Origin of the sequence: Ulvibacterium marinum (assembly GCF_003626755.1) — a bacterium.
In the GTDB taxonomy this organism is placed as follows: domain Bacteria; phylum Bacteroidota; class Bacteroidia; order Flavobacteriales; family Flavobacteriaceae; genus Ulvibacterium; species Ulvibacterium marinum.
This window is the reverse complement of record NZ_RBCJ01000004.1, coordinates 439,106-458,707: the sequence shown is the minus strand read 5'-3', so window position 1 is coordinate 458,707 and position 19,602 is coordinate 439,106. Positions and strand designations below refer to the sequence as shown.

The 19,602-nt window shown below is 42.4% G+C and carries 9 protein-coding genes; 1 reads left to right on the top strand and 8 read right to left on the bottom strand.

Going from position 1 to position 19,602, the window contains the following annotated elements; translation table 11 throughout:
* Positions 1-7: 7 nt before the first annotated feature.
* From D7Z94_RS21010 to D7Z94_RS20975, 8 genes are all read right to left on the bottom strand, one after another.
* The gene (locus D7Z94_RS21010; RefSeq protein WP_120713585.1) at positions 8-1,831 is read right to left on the bottom strand and encodes a glycoside hydrolase family 71/99 protein; all 1,824 of its coding nucleotides are present in this window, start codon (positions 1,829-1,831) and stop codon (positions 8-10) included.
* An 8-nt stretch (positions 1,832-1,839) separates the two neighbouring features.
* The gene (locus D7Z94_RS21005; RefSeq protein WP_120713584.1) at positions 1,840-2,940 is read right to left on the bottom strand and encodes a PKD domain-containing protein; all 1,101 of its coding nucleotides are present in this window, start codon (positions 2,938-2,940) and stop codon (positions 1,840-1,842) included.
* Positions 2,937-5,030 (bottom strand): glycoside hydrolase family 88 protein, encoded by a 2,094-nt coding sequence (locus D7Z94_RS21000; RefSeq protein ID WP_147415950.1) that lies wholly within the window; start codon positions 5,028-5,030, stop codon positions 2,937-2,939. Before D7Z94_RS21000 ends, D7Z94_RS21005 begins: the two co-directional genes overlap by 4 nt.
* 29 nt (positions 5,031-5,059) lie before the next feature.
* Positions 5,060-7,960: a hypothetical protein gene (locus D7Z94_RS20995; RefSeq protein WP_211341829.1), complete on the bottom strand. Its 2,901-nt coding sequence runs from the start codon at positions 7,958-7,960 to the stop codon at positions 5,060-5,062.
* A gap of 12 nt (positions 7,961-7,972) precedes the next feature.
* A complete protein-coding gene (locus D7Z94_RS20990) occupies positions 7,973-9,505 on the bottom strand; it encodes a sulfatase (RefSeq protein WP_120713582.1) in 1,533 nt (510 codons plus the stop codon).
* Between the two features lie 3 nt (positions 9,506-9,508).
* Positions 9,509-11,263 (bottom strand): alpha-L-rhamnosidase-related protein, encoded by a 1,755-nt coding sequence (locus D7Z94_RS20985; RefSeq protein WP_120713581.1) that lies wholly within the window; start codon positions 11,261-11,263, stop codon positions 9,509-9,511.
* A 137-nt stretch (positions 11,264-11,400) separates the two neighbouring features.
* A complete protein-coding gene (locus D7Z94_RS20980; RefSeq protein ID WP_120713580.1) occupies positions 11,401-14,682 on the bottom strand; it encodes a glycosyl hydrolase in 3,282 nt (1,093 codons plus the stop codon).
* A gap of 41 nt (positions 14,683-14,723) precedes the next feature.
* A complete protein-coding gene (locus D7Z94_RS20975) occupies positions 14,724-16,325 on the bottom strand; it encodes an arylsulfatase (RefSeq protein WP_120713579.1) in 1,602 nt (533 codons plus the stop codon).
* Positions 16,326-16,528: 203 nt separating this feature from the next.
* On the opposite strand from D7Z94_RS20975, the gene D7Z94_RS20970 reads away from it, so the two are divergent.
* Positions 16,529-19,381, top strand: coding sequence for an alpha-L-rhamnosidase (locus D7Z94_RS20970; RefSeq protein ID WP_120713578.1), 2,853 nt, complete (start codon positions 16,529-16,531; stop codon positions 19,379-19,381).
* Positions 19,382-19,602 lie beyond the last annotated feature (221 nt).

Here is a 19,602-nt window from a genome sequence, read left to right as displayed (position 1 = left end):
TACTGTATTAGGGTTTTATAATTTCATAACGATACGTGAATCGCGCATTGGGCGCCACATCTCCCTGGTCGTAGAATTTCATGATATCTCCTTCAGGGAAAACATTGTCGGCCCATTTAAATTCGAGATACTTCCCTTGAATATTCAAATATGATTTTGGAACTACCAGTTCAATTTCGTTCCCTGAGAGTTTTGAGTCTACGGAAGTTTTTTCTTCCCAACCCCATCCTCCCACGGATTCATGTAAGGCCAAGGTATTTTCTTCAATTTTTATAGCATGGCCAAACCCTTCCCACGATGGTTTTTTGGACATGTTGTCTTTAATAAACAGTGTCAATTGATTGGGCCATTTCCCTTTTGCAAAATCCTTCAAAACCCTTATATAGAAATAAAAGTTTTTGGAGTCCTCGGTAATTTTCGCCTTTATAAAGTCGTTTCTTCCCGAAGTATTTTGGTATTCTTCAATGCAGCCCCATCCGGGATGTGATCGATGAAGAACATCACCTTGATGGTCATAATAACTATTTGAAACCTTTTCCCAATCTGAAAACTTTCCGTCGATGTGTATTTTTTGAAAGGCCTTATCCGAAGAAAGTGGCCTTGTACCTTTAAATTTCCGGATGTACGCAACCATTTGATAGTAGTAATTATCTTTAAAACCGCCCTTCATAGGTTCAATATCCCTGCTGAATTCTGCATTGTACTGGTCAACGAAGTAGGTGTCTCCATCCTCAATAGGTTCGCCCATCATATTTTTGGCCTTTCCTTCGTTGAATCGCATAGCGATCCATTCGTTCCAGCCTGTAATGAATACAAATTCAGGATCCACGGCCAAAGCCCGTTTCCATTGCTCATCAAAAAACAGCCCTATACCGGATTGTATACTGTCCGAGTGTGGTTGTCCGCCCTTATGGAAACTGCGCCCAATATTGGAAATAGGATGTTGTGCCGTTGATACCGCAATCTGTTCTGGTTTGTCTGGAGAATCGTGCCAGCCATAGTTCTGTGGATAATGATCGAGCCAAGGCCATTTGTCCTTCCCATCGCCAAACCATTCCTGACCTTCGGTCCAGGCCCATGACCTTCTAAAGTTGAAGAAATCGGTCAGCTCCGCATTCAATCCTTCTTTGTTGCCCATCAAAAGTGGTTTGCCCTTCCAATGAAACCAAAGCTCTTTATAATGTCCTTTCTTATAGAACCCGTTATATATTTTCTCGGTGGTCTCGACATGTTTGGTATTGGTCAGGAATGCGATTTTGGGAACGGCCCATCCCTTTCTCTTAAGCCCTGAGAAGACCTTACATATTTTCTTGACCTGTGGCAGATAGGCCAAAGCATTGGTCACATCAAAAATGATGACATCGATACCGGCATCGGAAAGCAATTGTGCGTGTTTCATGATGACCCATTCGTCATCGGTCAAATAGTGACCAAAATAAGGCTCGCCCCAATGATGAAAAGCCAATATTGGCCCAAATTCAGGATTTTTTGGGTTCTCTTCCAAAATTTTGGTGATATCATAGGGGCTAAGCGTATCAGAAACCGTTTTAGGTTGGACTCCTTCATCCGGCAAAGGTTTTGTGTGTCTATCATGGCCATGGGCGCCAAGCCAAGTGAAATAAAAAATGCCTACAAACTTGTTTTTTTTTAGGTCGCCGGTTTCGTTGTATAACGGTAAGCTTCGCCCAAGATCATCGGTGGCGCTCCAAGTATCGGCCAGTTGTTTGGATACTAATTGGGGTGATGACTTTTGCGCATTTACCGTAAGACCGCCTAAAACTAAAAAGATAGCGACCTGAAGATATTTTGTATAGATTGTACTTGTTTTCATAAGTGCTGTTATTTCGTCACGACATCCCACACTTTGGAACGCACTGACTTTCCTTCAGGTCCCTCGATGGTAAGTATTACGGTCCATTCCCCGGCCTTATCATATTTGTGGGATGGATGTTGATCATTCGAAGAATTTCCATCCCCAAAATCCCAATGCCATTTTGTAATATTACCTATTGATTCATCTTTAAACTGAAACCACCGTTGATTACGGTCCATCTCAACAAAAGACCAATCGGCGTCAATAGCTTTTACAAATTGCTTTTCCAAGGGCATCAATCGAAAAATGTTGAGGTAAGAGGCATCGTAAATCATTTTTGTGTCATGTGCCAAATTCATGAACGATTCACATTTTTCCCCATCAAAATCAAGGAAACACCAAGAAAGCCCTATGACGTCATTTTCTTTCAATTTGGTTATCGTTGATACTTGAAAACCTTCGACCGCGGCATGATCAAAAGGGGTAATCCAAAACTCCATTTTTAATTTGCCACTTTCCGAATGTTTGAAATTATAGTCGTATGCGGCATTGTAGTGAGGAAATTCTTTTATCCATGGGGTATTGCCCCAAATCATGACCTCCTCTTTATTTTGTACCGGTGTGAAAATATGGTAGTTCTGGGCATGCGCCCCATGACCCTTAAAGTGGAGCTCTTCCAAGGAAATTATGTCTTTGTTGCCATTATGCTGTTTAATAAAAGGACCACCGGATAGATTTCCGTCAACGACGAGTTCAAAAATATCCTGACCAAGTGCTGGATTGTCGAAATCCCAATAGTCATCTTTCATTTCCAAAAAGAAGTATAGCCTGTTCAAATCTTTTACCCAACCGACCTTTACGGAAATATCAAAATCCTTTGGATTGAGATTGGTGCCATTGCCAAAACGTGTGTCCATGAGTTGGTCAAGACCTATGGTATACGATTCTGGAACCTGTGCCCAATCGGAAAATTCGCCATCGATTCGGGGAATCTTGTTTTTTGGAAATTGATAAATGCGATATTCCTTTTCAGGAATTGAAAAAGAAACAACAAATATTGACAAGAAGACAATCAGTACGATTAAAAACGGTTTTTTTAACCGTGATTTTTGATGAATTAAGGTCATTTCTTTTCTGCTTTTCTATCCAGTAGGTAGTATATGTTTTCTGCAATGGGAGCTGGCATGATCATCATACCCCCATAGTTGCCGCTGACACTGTTATGCGTATCTGGAAACGCATATTCATATTCTCCCTTTAGATAGCGATCGTAGGTATCCGGTAAGTTGTGTGGCAGCCAATTTTTATCGATGGTCTGGGCGCCCATCCACCGAATCGCCGCATTGGTGATGCCTTCTTGAAAGCGGAGCCAATCGATTTCTGGGTCAATTTCATCCCATTTCAATTGGTAGCGTGCCACGTCGGCAAAGACGGCAAGCACTTCCCACTGTACATGATCGCGTACCCAATTGGCAAAGTACCAGTCGCTAGAACTAAGTACAGGTTTGGTATTGTACAACATAGGCAGATTGTCAGGTTCCCACAAGTGGGTAAAGGCGAGAAGGGTGCGCATCCAGTAGATTGCCTTGTCCTTGTATTTTTCCTCTTTGAATCCTAAATAGGCAAGATAATTTCCTACTGCTGCATGGCCTGCTGCCAACAAGTTTGCGGCATGTAGAGGGGTCTCCCAAAAATCCCCTGCTTCGGGCCTGTGGTAGGGCATACAAAAATCAAAGGCATTTTTGGCAGCGTTTAAAAAGCGTTGATCTTTGGTCTCCTTTCCAATTTGCAATAAACGCATGGCCGGTCTTATGGTAACATCCAAAGCCGTTTCACCCCTAAGTCCCATCGGTTCTATAAAGGTAGTGGCTACCTTAAAATCATCCTTTCCAATGACATCTGGATTGAATACAAAGGAGCCATCTGGCTTCTGTTCGGTTAATAACTTTTCCCCTTCATTGATGAGTTCATTTTTACTTTTTGATTCATCGCCTAATTGTTGAAGGCTCCAATTTATCTTTTCTTTCAGTTCTTTGGCTGTTTTGCCCCTTTTGTTTTCTTTTACGTACCGCAACAAGAAATTGGGCACATTGGGTTTAATGGATTTCTCCGGTCGTTGAAGCAATCCAAAGCCTTTGCCTTTATGCCAAAAATCAGTGTTGTACGCATTCGCAATTCGATCGAGTGTTTCTTCGTAGGACCATCGGGGTTTGGAAGGCTTCGGTAAACCTTTTTGTTTTATCCAATCGGTCAAGACATCAATGCTGTTGCCTTTGCTCAACCATAATTGAGCATCAAAGTTTATGGTCTGATCAATTTTTAGTTCCAAAGGTATTTTTGACACTGTCTCGTTTTCATGCCCTTCTATGGTGGCATCGGGAACCATCAGGCCCATAAGATGATTGTTTTTTCGATCCACGAAATTCGGGGATGCGAAAACAGGTTGTGGTTTATGGTCCCTATAGTTAAACCATCGCGAGGCTGTTTGTTTGGGATTCCAAGAAAGGCCTATACCGGTACCTTTATGACTTAAGGCCATTACGGGAACCGATACCTTATTTGGGTGTGGTGCCATCCTAAGTGCCCAAGGATCCTTAAAAAAATCCGTACCGCTCGTCCATTCATCATTTACGGCCCAATCGACTCCAGGCAACAAAGCATCTGTTTTTTCCGTTTTGAAGGAAGCTTCCCCGAGTTTCAACCATGGTCCTCGTATATATTCGGCATTATAGTTTCCGGTGGACTTTAATCGGTATTGCAGTTTTACAAATCGTGAATCCTTCTCAATGGCAAAAGTTACCGTTCCTTTGATGACAGGTTCTGTAAATGGATAGGCCATCCAATTTTCGAAAGAGGTACCTGCCAAAACTTCCCTGACTACTACCGAAGAAACATTAAAAATTAACTCCTCTCCTTTTTCAGTCTTTTTTCTCGAATAGGATTCGGCGACAAAACGTACAGGAATGTCCTGGTCCCGTAACTTTACTTCCCCAAAATGCTCCAGGATTGCCATCATCTTGCCCGAGGGTGTCATAATTTCTCCCCATCCCCAGCCTAAAACCCGTTTATAGAAGTTAAAGCGTATATGGTCGTTCTCCAATGCTACAGATTCTCCTGAATAACTTGTACGTTTAAAACTTGGGTCGTTTTGTGCACGATTTAGGATTGGCGAGAACACCAAAACCAATACAACAAGAGCTTTCCTAATTGTGCTCATCGATTGTATATTTCCACGGTTATTGATTTTTACCATTTCAAGGTCAACCATTTGCCATTTGTTTTTTTATCCACGTTGAACTGGATTGTTTGATCGATTACTTTATGTCGTATCCGTTTCCCTTTTTCGTCAGTGAGTTTGGGCTTAGCCATATCCACTTCTTTGGTTAATGGAATCGAAACCTGACCTGTGCCTTCGACCCATATCAAAGTTTCGTTCAAACCTTGATTTTGAGACGGTACAAAGGCAATTTTCTTCAGGGGGTTTTCTGAAAATCGATATTCCTTTCCATCGATGTTAATGGATGAAGTTTGTTGGCCTTCAAAAGCAATTAATTCATTATCTCTATTGAGCCTGAAAGCCATGGTAAGTCGACCTTTGTAATCTACTTCATGGCCATTGACTTTAAAATCCTTTAAATTAATATCGTCCGGTGGTAGAGGATTTTTTTCCAAGTGGCGTTTATCCTCTTCTTCGTTTCTCGAAAATCCGCCAGGCCAACTTTCTTTATGATTTTTATAATGGCGCACAATAACGTTAGTACCATTCGGAAAACGAGTGGCCAGATAATCGGTAGTCCGTGATAGGTGCTCGGTATTATCATTGGTGTTTGGAAAAATACCTGTGGATGGATAGGCACCCAACTTGTCCAAGATTTCAAAAAGTGTTCGGGTTTCGTACCCCAAACTGGCGGACTGGTCATCACGTGGCCGGAAACCGAAATAATAAGCATTTTCCTTTCCGGCACCTATCAACAAGTTATTATCGCAAAAGGCCAGTTTTGAAGTTCCTTCCATTGCTTTAATAGGATAGATACGATCAACCAAAAAGTCGGTCAAAATATATTGGGCCGGCACATCTTTCAAGTCGTTATTAAAGTCAATGCGTTTGCCTACGGCTAACTGCCCTTGCACTTTAGAGGAATTGTATTTTACGCCAAATAGGGTTTCCCATTTGTCCAAAACACGTTCTCCGTCTCCGTTTAAGATGGGTGGGGGGCCGAACCAGAAAACTTTACCGCCTTTATTCCTCAGGTCATGCATCAATTCTAGAACCCCAACCTGTGGCAGAGGTTCAAAGAGTGTTACAAGGGTCGTGTACTCCTTTTCTTTTACTTGCAGTTTTCCATTGGCATTGATTTTACCCAGTTCCAATAATTTTTCCGCAGTAATGAAATTGGCATAACCATATTGCGCCATCCAACTGCCGAAGCGTTCTTCGGTGGCTACCAGGTTCATAGGATAAAGTATGAGTACATCAACATCGCGATGAACACGCTCTGTTATCAGCTCCATGGATTTCGATTTGGTCCGCCCACCATAGGCATCGTTGATAGCTCCTTTTCTCTCCTTTACCTCTTCCGGCATTCCCCAGAAAGCGGGATAGGCAGCTGGAATTCTGTTTAAAACACCTAGGGAAGCAGACATGGCTGCCCCATAATAATTACGGTCATTCCAACCCAATTCAGCAAAATCGTTACGGGTCGGTTCCAAATATTCGCCCCATTTAAAATAATCATAGCAAGCCGCCGCTGCTTGTTGTACTGTGTTGCCCCAAATGAAGTTTGATGTATATTCGTATTTATAGGCATGACGTTCCAGATCTTCGGTGTTCCATAGGTCCACGGTCGGGCTTTCGGCCCAAGAAGAATGCCCGCTGGTGCCAAAATCTTTGACACCAAAAAGCCCGCTTGCATATTCCTTGGCTTCTTTGAACAAATCTACCACATGGTTATTCAGCAATTTGTAATATCGGTCTCGGAATAAAAAGGTACGCTGAATATCTTCTATCGAATCGCCAAATACATACTGAACATTTAAAGGGGCAGTGGCATTATTACTGCCTATATTAGGTCCGTAGGAAAAGAACAAGGTGTCTTTTTCCTCGAATGGTGTACCATACTTTTTTTGATATACGGAACCCATGGAAGGGGAGTAGTACCTAACGGCGAATTGGCCGTTGTCATGATGGGAAAAGTATTTCCAATCTTGCTGGATATGCATCTCGTCAGAATAGAAATGTTGGATTTTGATTCCCCTATCATCGTATTTTTCCAGTAGATCTTTCAAAAAGGGCAACGCCCCTGGACTGAAATATTCCATCTCTGGCACTTCGTATTCCAGCAGTACCATAACTCTGTCATAACCCTTTAATTCTTCGCTTCCGTCCGAATAGATACTTACCCTTTTGGCACGATCAGGGTTGGGAGTAGAAGGGTTGCTCCATAGATCTGTATCCATTTCCTTATCGTTGTTGTCATCAACACGTTGTTCCCATACATCAAGCTTAGCATTTTTCAACGGAATAACATCATCACGATTAACAGCTATGTATGGGCTATTGGGAATCTGTCTTTCTTTAAACGCATACGCCTTATGGCCCTTGAGCCGAATTTCAAAATTACCTTTGTTGTTAGACCAAACTGTTTGTTGCCACAGTGGTACATTGAATTTGCCGGTTATGGGGTCGCGAAGCCCTACTTTATAGTGTAGCCAAGTACCATTTTGGCCTGTTTTATTCCTAAATGCCGGGCCCAATTCCAAAGGACTCAATAAGCTAAGCCCCATACCCAAGCCATACCCAGCTGCAAAATCAGCTATGATTTTAATTTTGTCAACATACTCGTCCATATCTGGAGTGAGTTTTCTTTCGGTGGCTTCTTGATTGCGGTATTGCCTAAAAAACTCGTCGAAGGCTATGGTCAGTGTATGGCGGCCCTTTTGTTTTGCATCCTCGCAAACATCACGTAAACTAGCCTGGCGTTTTGTAAAACCGGTCGACATGTCGATTTTTTTATCGGGATCCGTCAGGTCGGTTAATTGTTGGTCGCTTGTCAGGATAATAGTTTGCCCCGTGACATTTAGGCTGCAAAGTATCAGCATTAAAAAAGATAAAAATGCTTTCAAATAGTGGTGTTCTCCGATTTTCATAGGTTTTTACTTTTAATAACTCGGATATTTGTCTATGGGGAAATCATTGGTCTTGCCCAATTTTGTTTCCACTTTTGGATTGTAGGCCGGATTTTTGACAGGTAACAAACCGCCGACTTCAGTAACATAGTCTTCCACCATTTTTAAGAGTTTTGCTACCAATTCCGGATGTTCCGAACCGATATCGGTCGTCTCACCAATATCTGTCTGTAAATCGTATAATTTGAGAGCATCGGAGCGATTTTCTCCTTCCCCATATTCCTTGATTAGTTTATAGTTTTTATACCATATTGCCGTAGAGGGTACATTATGGGTCACAGGCATATAGTGTGGAAAATGACTATAGATTGCATCGCGTTCCAGAGGGGTGTCATTTTTTAAGACTTCGACAAGGCTGACCCCGTCCAGTAGTTGGTCAGGGTTCGCTTTGGTTTTCGTAACCTCTAAAAAGGTAGGATAGAAATCCACACTTTGAATCATCTGATCCGAGACCGTGTTGGGTTTGATCTTTTCGTTCCAAACCACGATGCAGGGTACTCGAATTCCACCTTCGTGAATATTTCCCTTTCCGTAGCTCAGAGGATAATTATTGGTAGGGAATTCCCCATTGACCACATCGTACATGTTTCCACCATTATCAGAAAAGAAAACAATAATCGTATTGTCCATGAGTTGAAGCTCTTCCAATTTATCCAACATCCTACCCAAACTTTCGTCCATTTTTTCCATCATACCACCCATAATCGGATTGGCCTGCTTGCCACGTGGATCGGTTTTGTTTTTGTATTTTTCGATTAAATCAACTGGTGCTTGATACGGCGCATGAACCGCGAACTGCCAAAAATTCAAAAAGAAGGGTTCCTCTTTGTGGTTTTCCAGGAATACCAAGGCCTCATCAGTTATTCTATCAGTAATGTACTCTTTGTCTTTTTTATCGGGTAATGTGCTGATATTGTATGGGGAAAAGAAATTAGGCGGCCCTGGGTGGTGCCCACCACCGATATTGATATCAAAACCTTGTTTTTTGGGCCAGTACGTTTCGTGGCCCAAATGCCATTTTCCAATATGGGCGGTCGTATAGCCATTTGTTTTTAATGCCTCCGCTATTGTAAATTCCTCCAAGGGCATAAATGTTCGGGAACGAGGACATGCCATTTTCATCCAAGGTGCACCTTTTTTTGCTGCCAATGAAACATCTGGGTTTGGGGGTAAATGCCCTGCAGGTGTGGTCAACGAAAAGCGCGCAGGATCTTTTCCTGATAGGATACTTGCACGAGTTGGGGAACATAGGGCATTGGCGGCATAGGCTCGGGTAAACCGTTTTCCCATTTTCGCCAATCGGGTTATGTTAGGAGTGTCATAATATTCACTACCGTAGACTTCGGAATCCATCCATCCCATGTCATCGACCATAAAGAGAATAATGTTGGGTTTTTTGAATTCATTGGTGACTTCCTTGTTTCCGTGATTTTCCTTGCATGCCTGATTTAGAAAGGTTAGTGAAACAAGCAGAAGAAATAGGTTGCTCTTGAAAAAGGTTTTCATTTTTTACTGGATTATGGTTAGTCCGTCAGGTGCGTCTATTTCCGTTTTTACGGTACCATCCGCATTCTTGGTATGGCTAACTTTCAGCGGGCCATATTTGGTGGGAAAACTTCCTTTGGCCCATCGTAAATCGCCCAAATGGGGAGTGATTTGAACGGTTTCCCCGGCATCCATAACATGTATGCCCAGCACATGCTGACTTAACCATGAAGTAGGACCACTTGCCCAACCATGGCAAAAACTATGTCTATAACCTACGTAGCAGTATTCCCCGAAATCGCCGTGGATATCAAACTTGTTCGGAAGGGGTAGTTCATCGATCCTTCCTGTATTTTTGGTATCGAGAATGTCAAAATCTTCCCAAAAGGTAGTGGCGCCCAAGTCGAGCATGCCACCCCAATAATCACGGATTACTTTTAACGCACCCTTATAATCATTGGCCTTGGCCATAGCCTCTAAAATGTAGTAGCCGTAAAAAGTAGACATACGTTGTACACCATCTTTGGTCAAGATTTGTTCATTGATTTTTTTTGCATCTTCCAAGTTCGCCATAGCCATCAATGCGGCGGCCTGTTTAGTTGTGTTGCCCTTAGGCTTATGCTTACGGAGCCTTTCCGCTACTTTTAGATATTTCTTCTGAAGTTCACTCTTTTGGTAAATGCCCATGATTTCACTTCCGGCCTCAAAGGTCATGACCATCATCGCTTGTAGGCCGGCATGAACCGCCTCCGGAATCTCGCTTGTAGGCCAATCCATGAATCGCCCACCGTCCAATATTTCTTTATTACTCTTATCGATGAACATGCTCAGTTGATCTAAAAGTCCGATCATATAGTTTTCCTGCTCCTTCAAATAACCCAGGTCGCCGTGGTAGTCATATGCATTTTTATGAATGAGTAACCACCACATGGAATACGAACTAATGCCATTCATCCATTGGGGCAAGGGATGTTGATCCCTGGCAAGATCCAAACTCTTGTGAACGATTTCATGGTTGCCAAAAACAGTATTGATGGTCATGACCTCGGGATGCATATCCCCGACCCATACCAGGCGATCTCGTTTGATACCGTCCCAGAGATAATTTTGCATGTTGAGGTGTACCGTATAGGCACCCGTCATCCAAATTTGATTCAGTCTTTCATCGTTGCTTTCAAATGAACCGAGATAGGGAATGTCGCGGTATACAAAAGCTGCATCAATAGATTTTATTGGGGCATTTTCGTTGGCTTCGACGACATCAATACGCAGGAAGCGAAAGCCGGTTTCTCCAACTTCGATACTTCCCAGCCAAGGGACTTCTATTATAAAATCGCGCAACGAATGTTCGTTGGTAGCGTTTTGTTTTCCACCAATATCGGACATCGCCTCGCCGACCGATTCCCCAAAACGAAGCCTTAATTTTAAGGGTGTTTTACTTTTCCTAATACCCATGGAAATTTTTACACCCCCGTTGATTTCTTTTCCATAATCTAACAAGATTCCTGGCCTTTCAGCTTCCGTGCTGATAAACCGAAATAGATTTTGGTCATTTACGGCAACTTGACCATTCCCTTTTTTTATGAGTGTCTCAACATTTTTGATAGATTTTCCAGAATTATCGGACTGCCAAACAATACGTTGCGGCTTTAGATAGGTCTTTACCATATCCGACGTTGTTGCTTTGCCTTCATATTCCTCTCCAAAGACAGGAGGCAGCTGGGCATTGATGGATTGGGAGACAAAAAATACCAATGCAATCCAAATAATATGCTTCATGTTTAACGGTTGTATAACTAGCCTATAAGGCAATTTTTATAAAAATAGGATTTGGAATAGATTTATCTATCCTGCACAATACTGTTCAAGATGTTATTCAGAAGTATCATTTTTCTTAAATGACCTTTATTTAATTTTCATTCAATGATTTGAATAGTTACTGGCCCGAGCAAACCCGAAGGAATAAGCTCTTCATCGGGAGAGATATCATCAACATTCAGCCAAGTAGTTCGCGCTGCTTCTGAAATAGTTTTGTCGCCCGTGATTCGATTACGCCAAACGTTGACCACCTCAACTTCAATGGTGTTCTCCCCTTCTTGAATGGTATTTGTGGCTTTTAGTCTATAGGGAGCGATCCATGTTGTACCTATATCTTTGCCATTGACTTTAACCGAGGCAATAACACCTACATTGCCAAGATCTATGAATACATCCTTGGTTTCAGAATCTTTTTCATAGTTGAAGGTTGAGGTGTATGTTGCAGTGCCGGAGTAGTATTTGATGCTATCATTCTCCTGGGACGACCAGTCTATTAGAGTATCAAACTCCAAGATTTCGGCAGGACCGATGTCTTTATTCTGGAAATCGACCTTCCAAGGATTTTCAAGAGTGGATATGAGTTTGTGATTAGGAAAGTTCGCTCCATAACCTATGTCTATCCCTTTAGGTTCAAAATTGGTAAAAACCAAGAACCAACTTTGAAGTGGCTCCATGTTGATGGGAACTGTGGTACGCTCATTGTCTTCAGTGAATTCGTTTAGCATCCTGATTTCTCCTGTAGCTGCATTCCATAATTGCGGTTTTGATCCTTTTACCCTAAAAGAAGGGGAAATGTTAATTTTATCTTCGCTTTGATTGGTCAGAAAATAAATATCCATACCGGGCAATTTACGATGTGTCCATAGCACGGGGGCATCTTTACCTAAATCAACATCCTTTGCAATTCCTAGTTTGTCCAAGGCCTCTTGAAGGCCTAACCCTTCAACAATAAAGCCTTTACCATAATTTTTTATCTCATCCGTATTCTGCCCCCACATTTTATCTGCCATTTCCTTTACACGGGCATCACCTTTAGGATAACCTTCAAGGCTAGGAGATTTTTGCGGAGCCTTACCATATATTTTTCCTCCTTGGGCCACCAAGGATTCGATCTTTTCCAATAGTTCGGGCCGTATGGTCTCAAATGGTGGGAGCACCATTAGGCTATACGACATACCATCAGGCAATACAAACTTGCCATCTTTTACCGATAAGCGTTCCAATATTACCTCGGCATTGATGTAGTCGTAGGAATAGCCATCAGGAATCTCCGGATTACGGGCACCCGTCATTATAGGTGCGTTTTCACCAATAAAGTAGCAGATGTCAGCAGCATACGTTCCCTGTTGCAATAAATGCTGGGACCGTCTTAGGTAGTCAAAATAAGTCTTGGATTTCTTGAACCACGTATTATGGCGATTGAATTCCGTGCTGAACCAGGCATTGACCCCAGGAACTCTGTTATCGTCAGGTTGGTGTATATATAAATGGAGTACAAAATGGTTGATACCCTCTGTAAATGACCAATCTCCGCGTTTCTTCAACAATGCAGGATGTCTTACATAACTTCTTTTGGCAGCTGTAAAAGCTTCTGCAGATACCCTGGATTTCCCATAAATATGGGCCGCAGATGAGGCCGATTTACATTCAATGTCTCCAAGAGATCCTTCGTTCCAAAATTCACCCGAAACCAGGTTGGACTGCCCGCCGTACATCAAGAATTCCGATGGGAAACCCCAATGGCCATAATTTTCCAACCAAAGTTGCAAATTATGCTCATTGCTTACTTCACGGAGGCCCCCTACATATTCATAGGCAACTTTATCGGCCACCAATCTTCTAACATCCCATAAGAAACGGTCTGATGCCTCAACGCTCTGAACCACCCTACCGGTATAGGTAGGCAAAAATGGTTTTGGATCGTACCCATAGGTTTCTTTAAACTCTTGTTGAAAAGTATCGGTCCAGTTTTGAGAGCCCATTTCGTAACTATCAGCTATTACATATTTGAAAGCACTCCTATTTTCCTCTGGAATCCTATCAATGAATTTTCCAATAAACTGTTCAAAATGAAAGCGGATAAGTTCTTCGCTCATCTTATCGATTTCGTACCCTTTTCCTTGTGGTGCAGAAGGAGCGTTTTTAGTTCCGGTGGGGGTCATACCAAAGCGTTGAATTGTCCATTCCCCAGCAGGCGCGTTCCATGAAAGCCTTCCATCGGAATCCATTTTATCACTGATATCCACAACATCGGCTTTATTTACCGTAAGGGAATTGTCTTTAATCGCTACCTGTTGCTCCCAGAGATAACTATCCCATGCAGGAAATGGTGTTGGGTGCATTTTACCCAGGGCCTTCTCGGAATAGTCCTCCAAACCAACTGCTTCTGACAGCACTATTTCAGATAAGTTCCACACATCCAATTTAGCATTTGGAAAGGTGTTGGACTGAAATACCCCACCCAGAGCTTTAAACTTTAATCTAAAATTTTTGGATTCAGTTTCTGGTAATGCAACCAATATGGGCGCATATTTATCAGGTCCTACATTGGGACTTAACTTGCTTCGGTCTATAGTAAATGATTTTATCGATTTGTAGGTTCCATCCGTTTTTGCAAAAACCTCGCACGCTACCTTAATTTCATCTTTTGCAGGGACGATTCGTAAACTTCTTGCTTTAAGGGGCTCGTCCGAAATAAAGTCGATTTGATAGTTTTCGACCGATTTTGAAAAACCGGCCACCGTTGCGGTATCCCTATCAATTAATTGGTTGGCATTTTTAATACCCGGTGTAATATCGATTCTTGCATTACGTAAGGAGAGTGTTTTTTCTTCGGACGCAATCGATGGAAAGGCCAAAACATAGGTGTCTTGAAACTCCTGAGTAGGCTTGGTCAGTTTTACTATCACCTTTTGGCCTCCTTTTACCTTAGCTTCGGAGTAGGTCATATACCGCATGGCCATATTGGGTTTTACCCATGGCCCGCCAGACTGGCTCCACCCCGGGCAATTAAAAGCGCCGATGTCCACACCGATGCGTTTGCCCTCATTTACCGCATGTACCATATGGTCCCACCATGCTTCACTTAGCATGGGGACTTTTCCATCTTTTTCCTCAGGATTTATGTTGCCGATCAGCGCCCCACCGATACCTGCTTCCTTCATGGCCTCCAAATCCTTGGTGATACCTTCTTTTGAGATGTCATCTCCGATCCAATACCAATAGCACCATAAGGTATTATCGTCTGAAGGGGTTACAAAATCCGTTTTAATTTTCGCAAAGTCGGGTTGTTGCTTTTTTTCGGATGAATCGCATTGTATCAAAATACTCCAGGCGATAATTATTGAAGGTAAGGCTTTTACGATGTTCGATTTTTTCATAGAAACAGTGTTGTTTTGATTCTGCCGACTTCAGGAAAGTCTTAGGGTTTCTTTTGATATTTTGCTTTAAGGTTTCCGGGCATTGCCGAAGGTGTATACTTATCGCCTGTCCCTCTATCTCCTTGAGTTGTATAATGTATACTTGTTGATGTACTTTTTGGTGTATACGTTGTTTCACCACTTTCCGTAATCCACCAATGGAGCCAATCCGTGTTAAGCTTATCCACCGTTTTTGGAAGGATTTTGGAAAGATCGTTTGTTTCAAGCGGATCTTTTTTGATATTGTACAGCTCCCAACCGGCTCCATCAACTTCTGCCAAACTCCATTTTTTTGTTCGGATGGCACGATTGTCCATAAACTGAAAATACAAAGGCGACTTTCTTTTGAACACCTTTCCCTTTAATAAAGGAACAAATGATTTTCCGGCCAATCTTTCCGAAGACCGAGATTCTTTTTGTACAATACCTGCTAAATCCAAAATTGTGGGCATTACGTCCACCATATGGAGTTGTTCCTTGTGGAGACCTCCCGGTTTTTTGATGCTTTTTGGCCAATACGCGATAGCCCCGGTTTTTACACCACCATTATGTTGGCTGATTTTATAAAGCCTGTTAGGGGCCACACTGGCATAGGCCCAGCCGGTGCCGGGTTGGTAGTTGGAACCAACATCCCCAGGTAAAAGCCCCCTTTCCAGCATCACATCGTCCATGACCGAAAAGGAATCGGTACCATTGTCGCTCATGAACAAGATCAAGGTGTTTTCGGCTTGGTCGTTTATTTCCAAGGCTTGCATAAGTTTCCCGATGCCTTTATCCATACGCTCCACCATTGCAGCATAGACAGACATGCGCAGGTCTTCCAAGTCCTTTTGTTCCGGAGTCAATGTGTCCCAATCCGGTAGGTTTTTTGGAAATTCGGGCAAAGGCGTAGCAGCGTCGATAATTCCGAATTTAATCTGGTTTTTGATACGGGCGTCCCTAATGGCCTGCCACCCTTTTAAATAGGTCCCTCTGTAGGTCATGATTTCCTCTTTGGAGGCCTGTAGCGGATTATGTGGAGCTTGATAACTCAGGTAGAGGAAAAAGGGTTGGTCATTGGTATTGCCCTTGTTTTTAACAAATTCGATAGCATGATCAGAAAATGCGTCTGTACTATAAAAATCTTTACCGAAACCGCTAAAGGGCTCCTTGTTCAACCGATAGTCCTTGCTTCCTTCAAAATAGCTTGAATAGCCCCCTAAAAATCCAAAAAAGTAGTCAAACCCCTTATCATTGGGCTCCCCGTTGAGGTGCCATTTGCCGACAAGACCGGTTCGATAACCTAAAGCCTTTAGCTTTTGGGCAATATTCGGGTCTTTTTCAATACCATACCCCGTTTTGGGCCACCATCTTCCCGTTAAAAGTGAACTACGTGAAATTACGCACATACCCGCGTTGTACATATTGGGGAGCCGTAGCCCCTTGTTTGCCATCTTGTCCAAATTGGGGGTTTTGATTTCGCCACCGTAACAACCGAGGTCACTATATCCCAAATCGTCCGCAACGATCAAAATAATGTTGGGCCTATCTTTTTGCTGCGCCTGTAAGATTGGTAAACAAAAGGCACAACAAAATAAAAATAACAGTAGTGCTTTTTTATTCATTGGGCTTCGTTCTATTTTTTTGATTTCAGGCTTTGTTTTAATCTATTCAATGTAAAAAAAGTCAAAACAATGGATGTGTTCATCCTGCACTGTACTGGTTGTTTTAGATATTTTCAGGACATACCAGTCTGGCAGGGTAGTACAGGATGCATTTTCTTGTCCGAAACCCTTTTTTTGTTGCAGTCCTATTTTAAACCTTTGTTATGCAAATTCAGACCACCTCTTTAAAAACCCTCTTACCGAGTTTTATCTTTCTACTATTAATTTCTTGTACAGATACAGACCTTACCAAGGGCATAATAATCGATACTGTTACCGTGGAATATTTGGATAACCCATTGGGTATTGATAATCCTACCCCAAGAATAAGTTGGGTCATGTCTTCGAAAGGAAAAAACAAGAAACAGTCTGCCTATAGAATAAAGGTGGCCACTTCGGAGGAAGCTCTGGAAAAAGAAAGCGGTCTATTGTGGGATTCCGGGAAATTAATTTCCGATCAAAACTCACAGATTCGATATGCCGGTACTCTGTTGAAATCCGGACAAAGCTGCTATTTTAAAATCAAGATTTGGGACGAAAACGATGTGGAATCGGACTGGAGCGAAACAGGTTTCTGGACGATGGGACTGCTGAACGAACAAGATTGGAAAGCCAAATGGATAGGTTTTAAAACAGAGGACAATGACCCCAAAGATCCATTGCACCTGCCTGCGGCACCTTATTTGAGAAAACCATTTTCAGTACAGGGAAAAATCAAAAGAGCTAGCTTATATGTGACCTCCCTGGGCGTTTTTGAAATGTCTTTGAACGGAAAAAGAATCGGAGATGACTTGTTGGCCCCAGGATGGTCCGACTACAATAAACGCATCTACTATAAAACCTATGATGTAAGCGACCACCTCGACCAAGGCAAAAATGCACTTGGCGGTATTTTGGGTGATGGTTGGTATGCCGGTTATGTAGGCCCGAAGGAATTATCTAATCCCAGAAATCGGGAATTGTACGGGTTGCATCCGGCCTTACTCTGCCAGTTGGAAATAGAATATGAAGATGGAAAAAAAGAGACCATTGTCTCAGATGAAAGTTGGAAGGCCAGCAAAGGCCCATTGGTCTATGCCGATTTGCTTATGGGAGCCGGTTACAATGCCAACCTGGAGCTAACGGGATGGAATACTTCTGATTATGATGACCAGAATTGGGCCAATGTATATTTGCATGAAGGCACCGAAGGCATGCTACAGGCTTATCCAGGAAACAGTATTCAACCCTATGATGAATTGGAGCCTGTGGAAATTAATCAGCCCAAAAAAGGCATTTACGTTTTTAATCTGGGACAGAATTTTGCAGGACATGCCAGACTTAAGGTTCGTGGGGACAAAAATGACACGATCGTTTTGCGTTATGGGGAAAGACTCCATCCAGATGGCTCCTTGATGACGGAGAACTTGCGATTTGCAAGGGCAACTGATACCTACATTCTCAAGGGCGAGGGAATGGAAGAATGGGAACCTAAATTTACGTATCACGGTTTTCAATATGTTGAGGTCACGGGACTTAAAAACAAACCGGACAAAAACACGATCACCGGAATTGCTTTCGGGTCTTCTATTCCCATGGTCAGTTCCTTTACTTCTTCGGATGAGACCCTGAACCGCATGTTTGAGAATGTGATTTGGACACAGCGCTCCAATTTTATGGAGGTACCTACTGATAGCCCTCAACGGGATGAACGTTTGGGATGGCTCGGTGATGTCCAGATATTTTCCAAATCCGCCCTTTACAATGCCACCCTTGGAGCATTCAATGCCAAATGGTTTGCCGATGTACGCGATGCGCAATACGATTTTGGCCCGTATTCCACATTTGCGCCGAGACCTTATCCAGAATTGGTGTGGTACTCCCCAGGCTGGATGGAGGCCGGCATAATGGTACCGTACAACACTTATAAATTCTATAAGGACACAAAAATCGTTAAAGATCACTATGATTCCATGACCCAGTTTATGGATTATCATATCGAAAAGAGTAAGGAGCACAAGTTCTATCCCGAAAACTCCTGGACAGAGGTAAACCCAAAGGGTGGTTTTGGCGATTGGTTGTCCATGACCGATAAAAATCTCGCACATGATATTATGGCATCCATGTACTATCAATATGCCCTAAAGAGTATGGCCGAAATGAGTGCAACTATCGGAAAAAAAGAGAAGGCCGATTATTATCTAACTACTTATAACACTTCTGTTGCCGCATTTATCGACCATTATCTGGACGGGAATGGGAAATTCATAATCGATGAAACTGCCTATGGCGATGGAGCGGGTTATTTTGAGGGTGAAAAAGGCTTTACAGGCCATACACAATCTGCTTATGCCACTGCTATTTATTTTGATATTCTTCCAGATGACCTAAAAGAAAAAGCCGGGAAACATTTGGTAAAACTTCTGGAGGAGAACAATAATCTACCTTCATCGGGTATTTTGGGAATTAGGCAACTATTACCGGCATTGTCCGCTATAGGCCGTTCGGATCTGGCCTATCAAATAGTATTGAAAAAAGACTATCCCAGTTGGGGGTTTCAAGTTAAGCATGGTGCAACAACGATTTGGGAACGCTGGAACAGCTATACCCCCGAAAATGGTTTTAACGGCGAAATGAACGCTAAAATGAACTCTTTCAACCACTATGCCTTTGGTGCCTTTTCGCAATTTCTGTTCAGCGATATGGCGGGGATCAATACTGAAGATGCAGGTTTCAAGCATATCATCATAAGACCCGAATTGGGCGATCGTTCGTTATCGAATGTTCATGGGGAATATGGCTCCATCAACGGCAAAATCGTTTCTACTTGGTCCGTCAAGGAATCAACCTTTACCTTGGACGTCGAAATTCCGGTAAATACACGGGCCAAGGTTTATGTACCATCTTTAGAAGATAATACCGTATTGGAAGGTGGCGGGACCATTAATTCCGAATTGATACAATTTGTAAAGCAAAAAGGGGCATATAAAATATATGAAGTTGGGTCGGGAAGCTATCGGTTCCAATCGCGGATTTGATCTTAGTACCGCTAATGGTAAAATTCATAAAATCAAAGACCCTTTATTTTCAATTTAGTAATAGTAAGATTCTTTCCCATTTTATAAATAGGATTCAGTAGCAGGAAAGTACAGGATAGTAGACATCACAAAGTCAGTAACTTGCCGATAAAGATATACCAGAATTCAACAAGTTGTCCCTTGAAAATGGATCTTGAAACTTTCAATATAAGCTTAAAAGA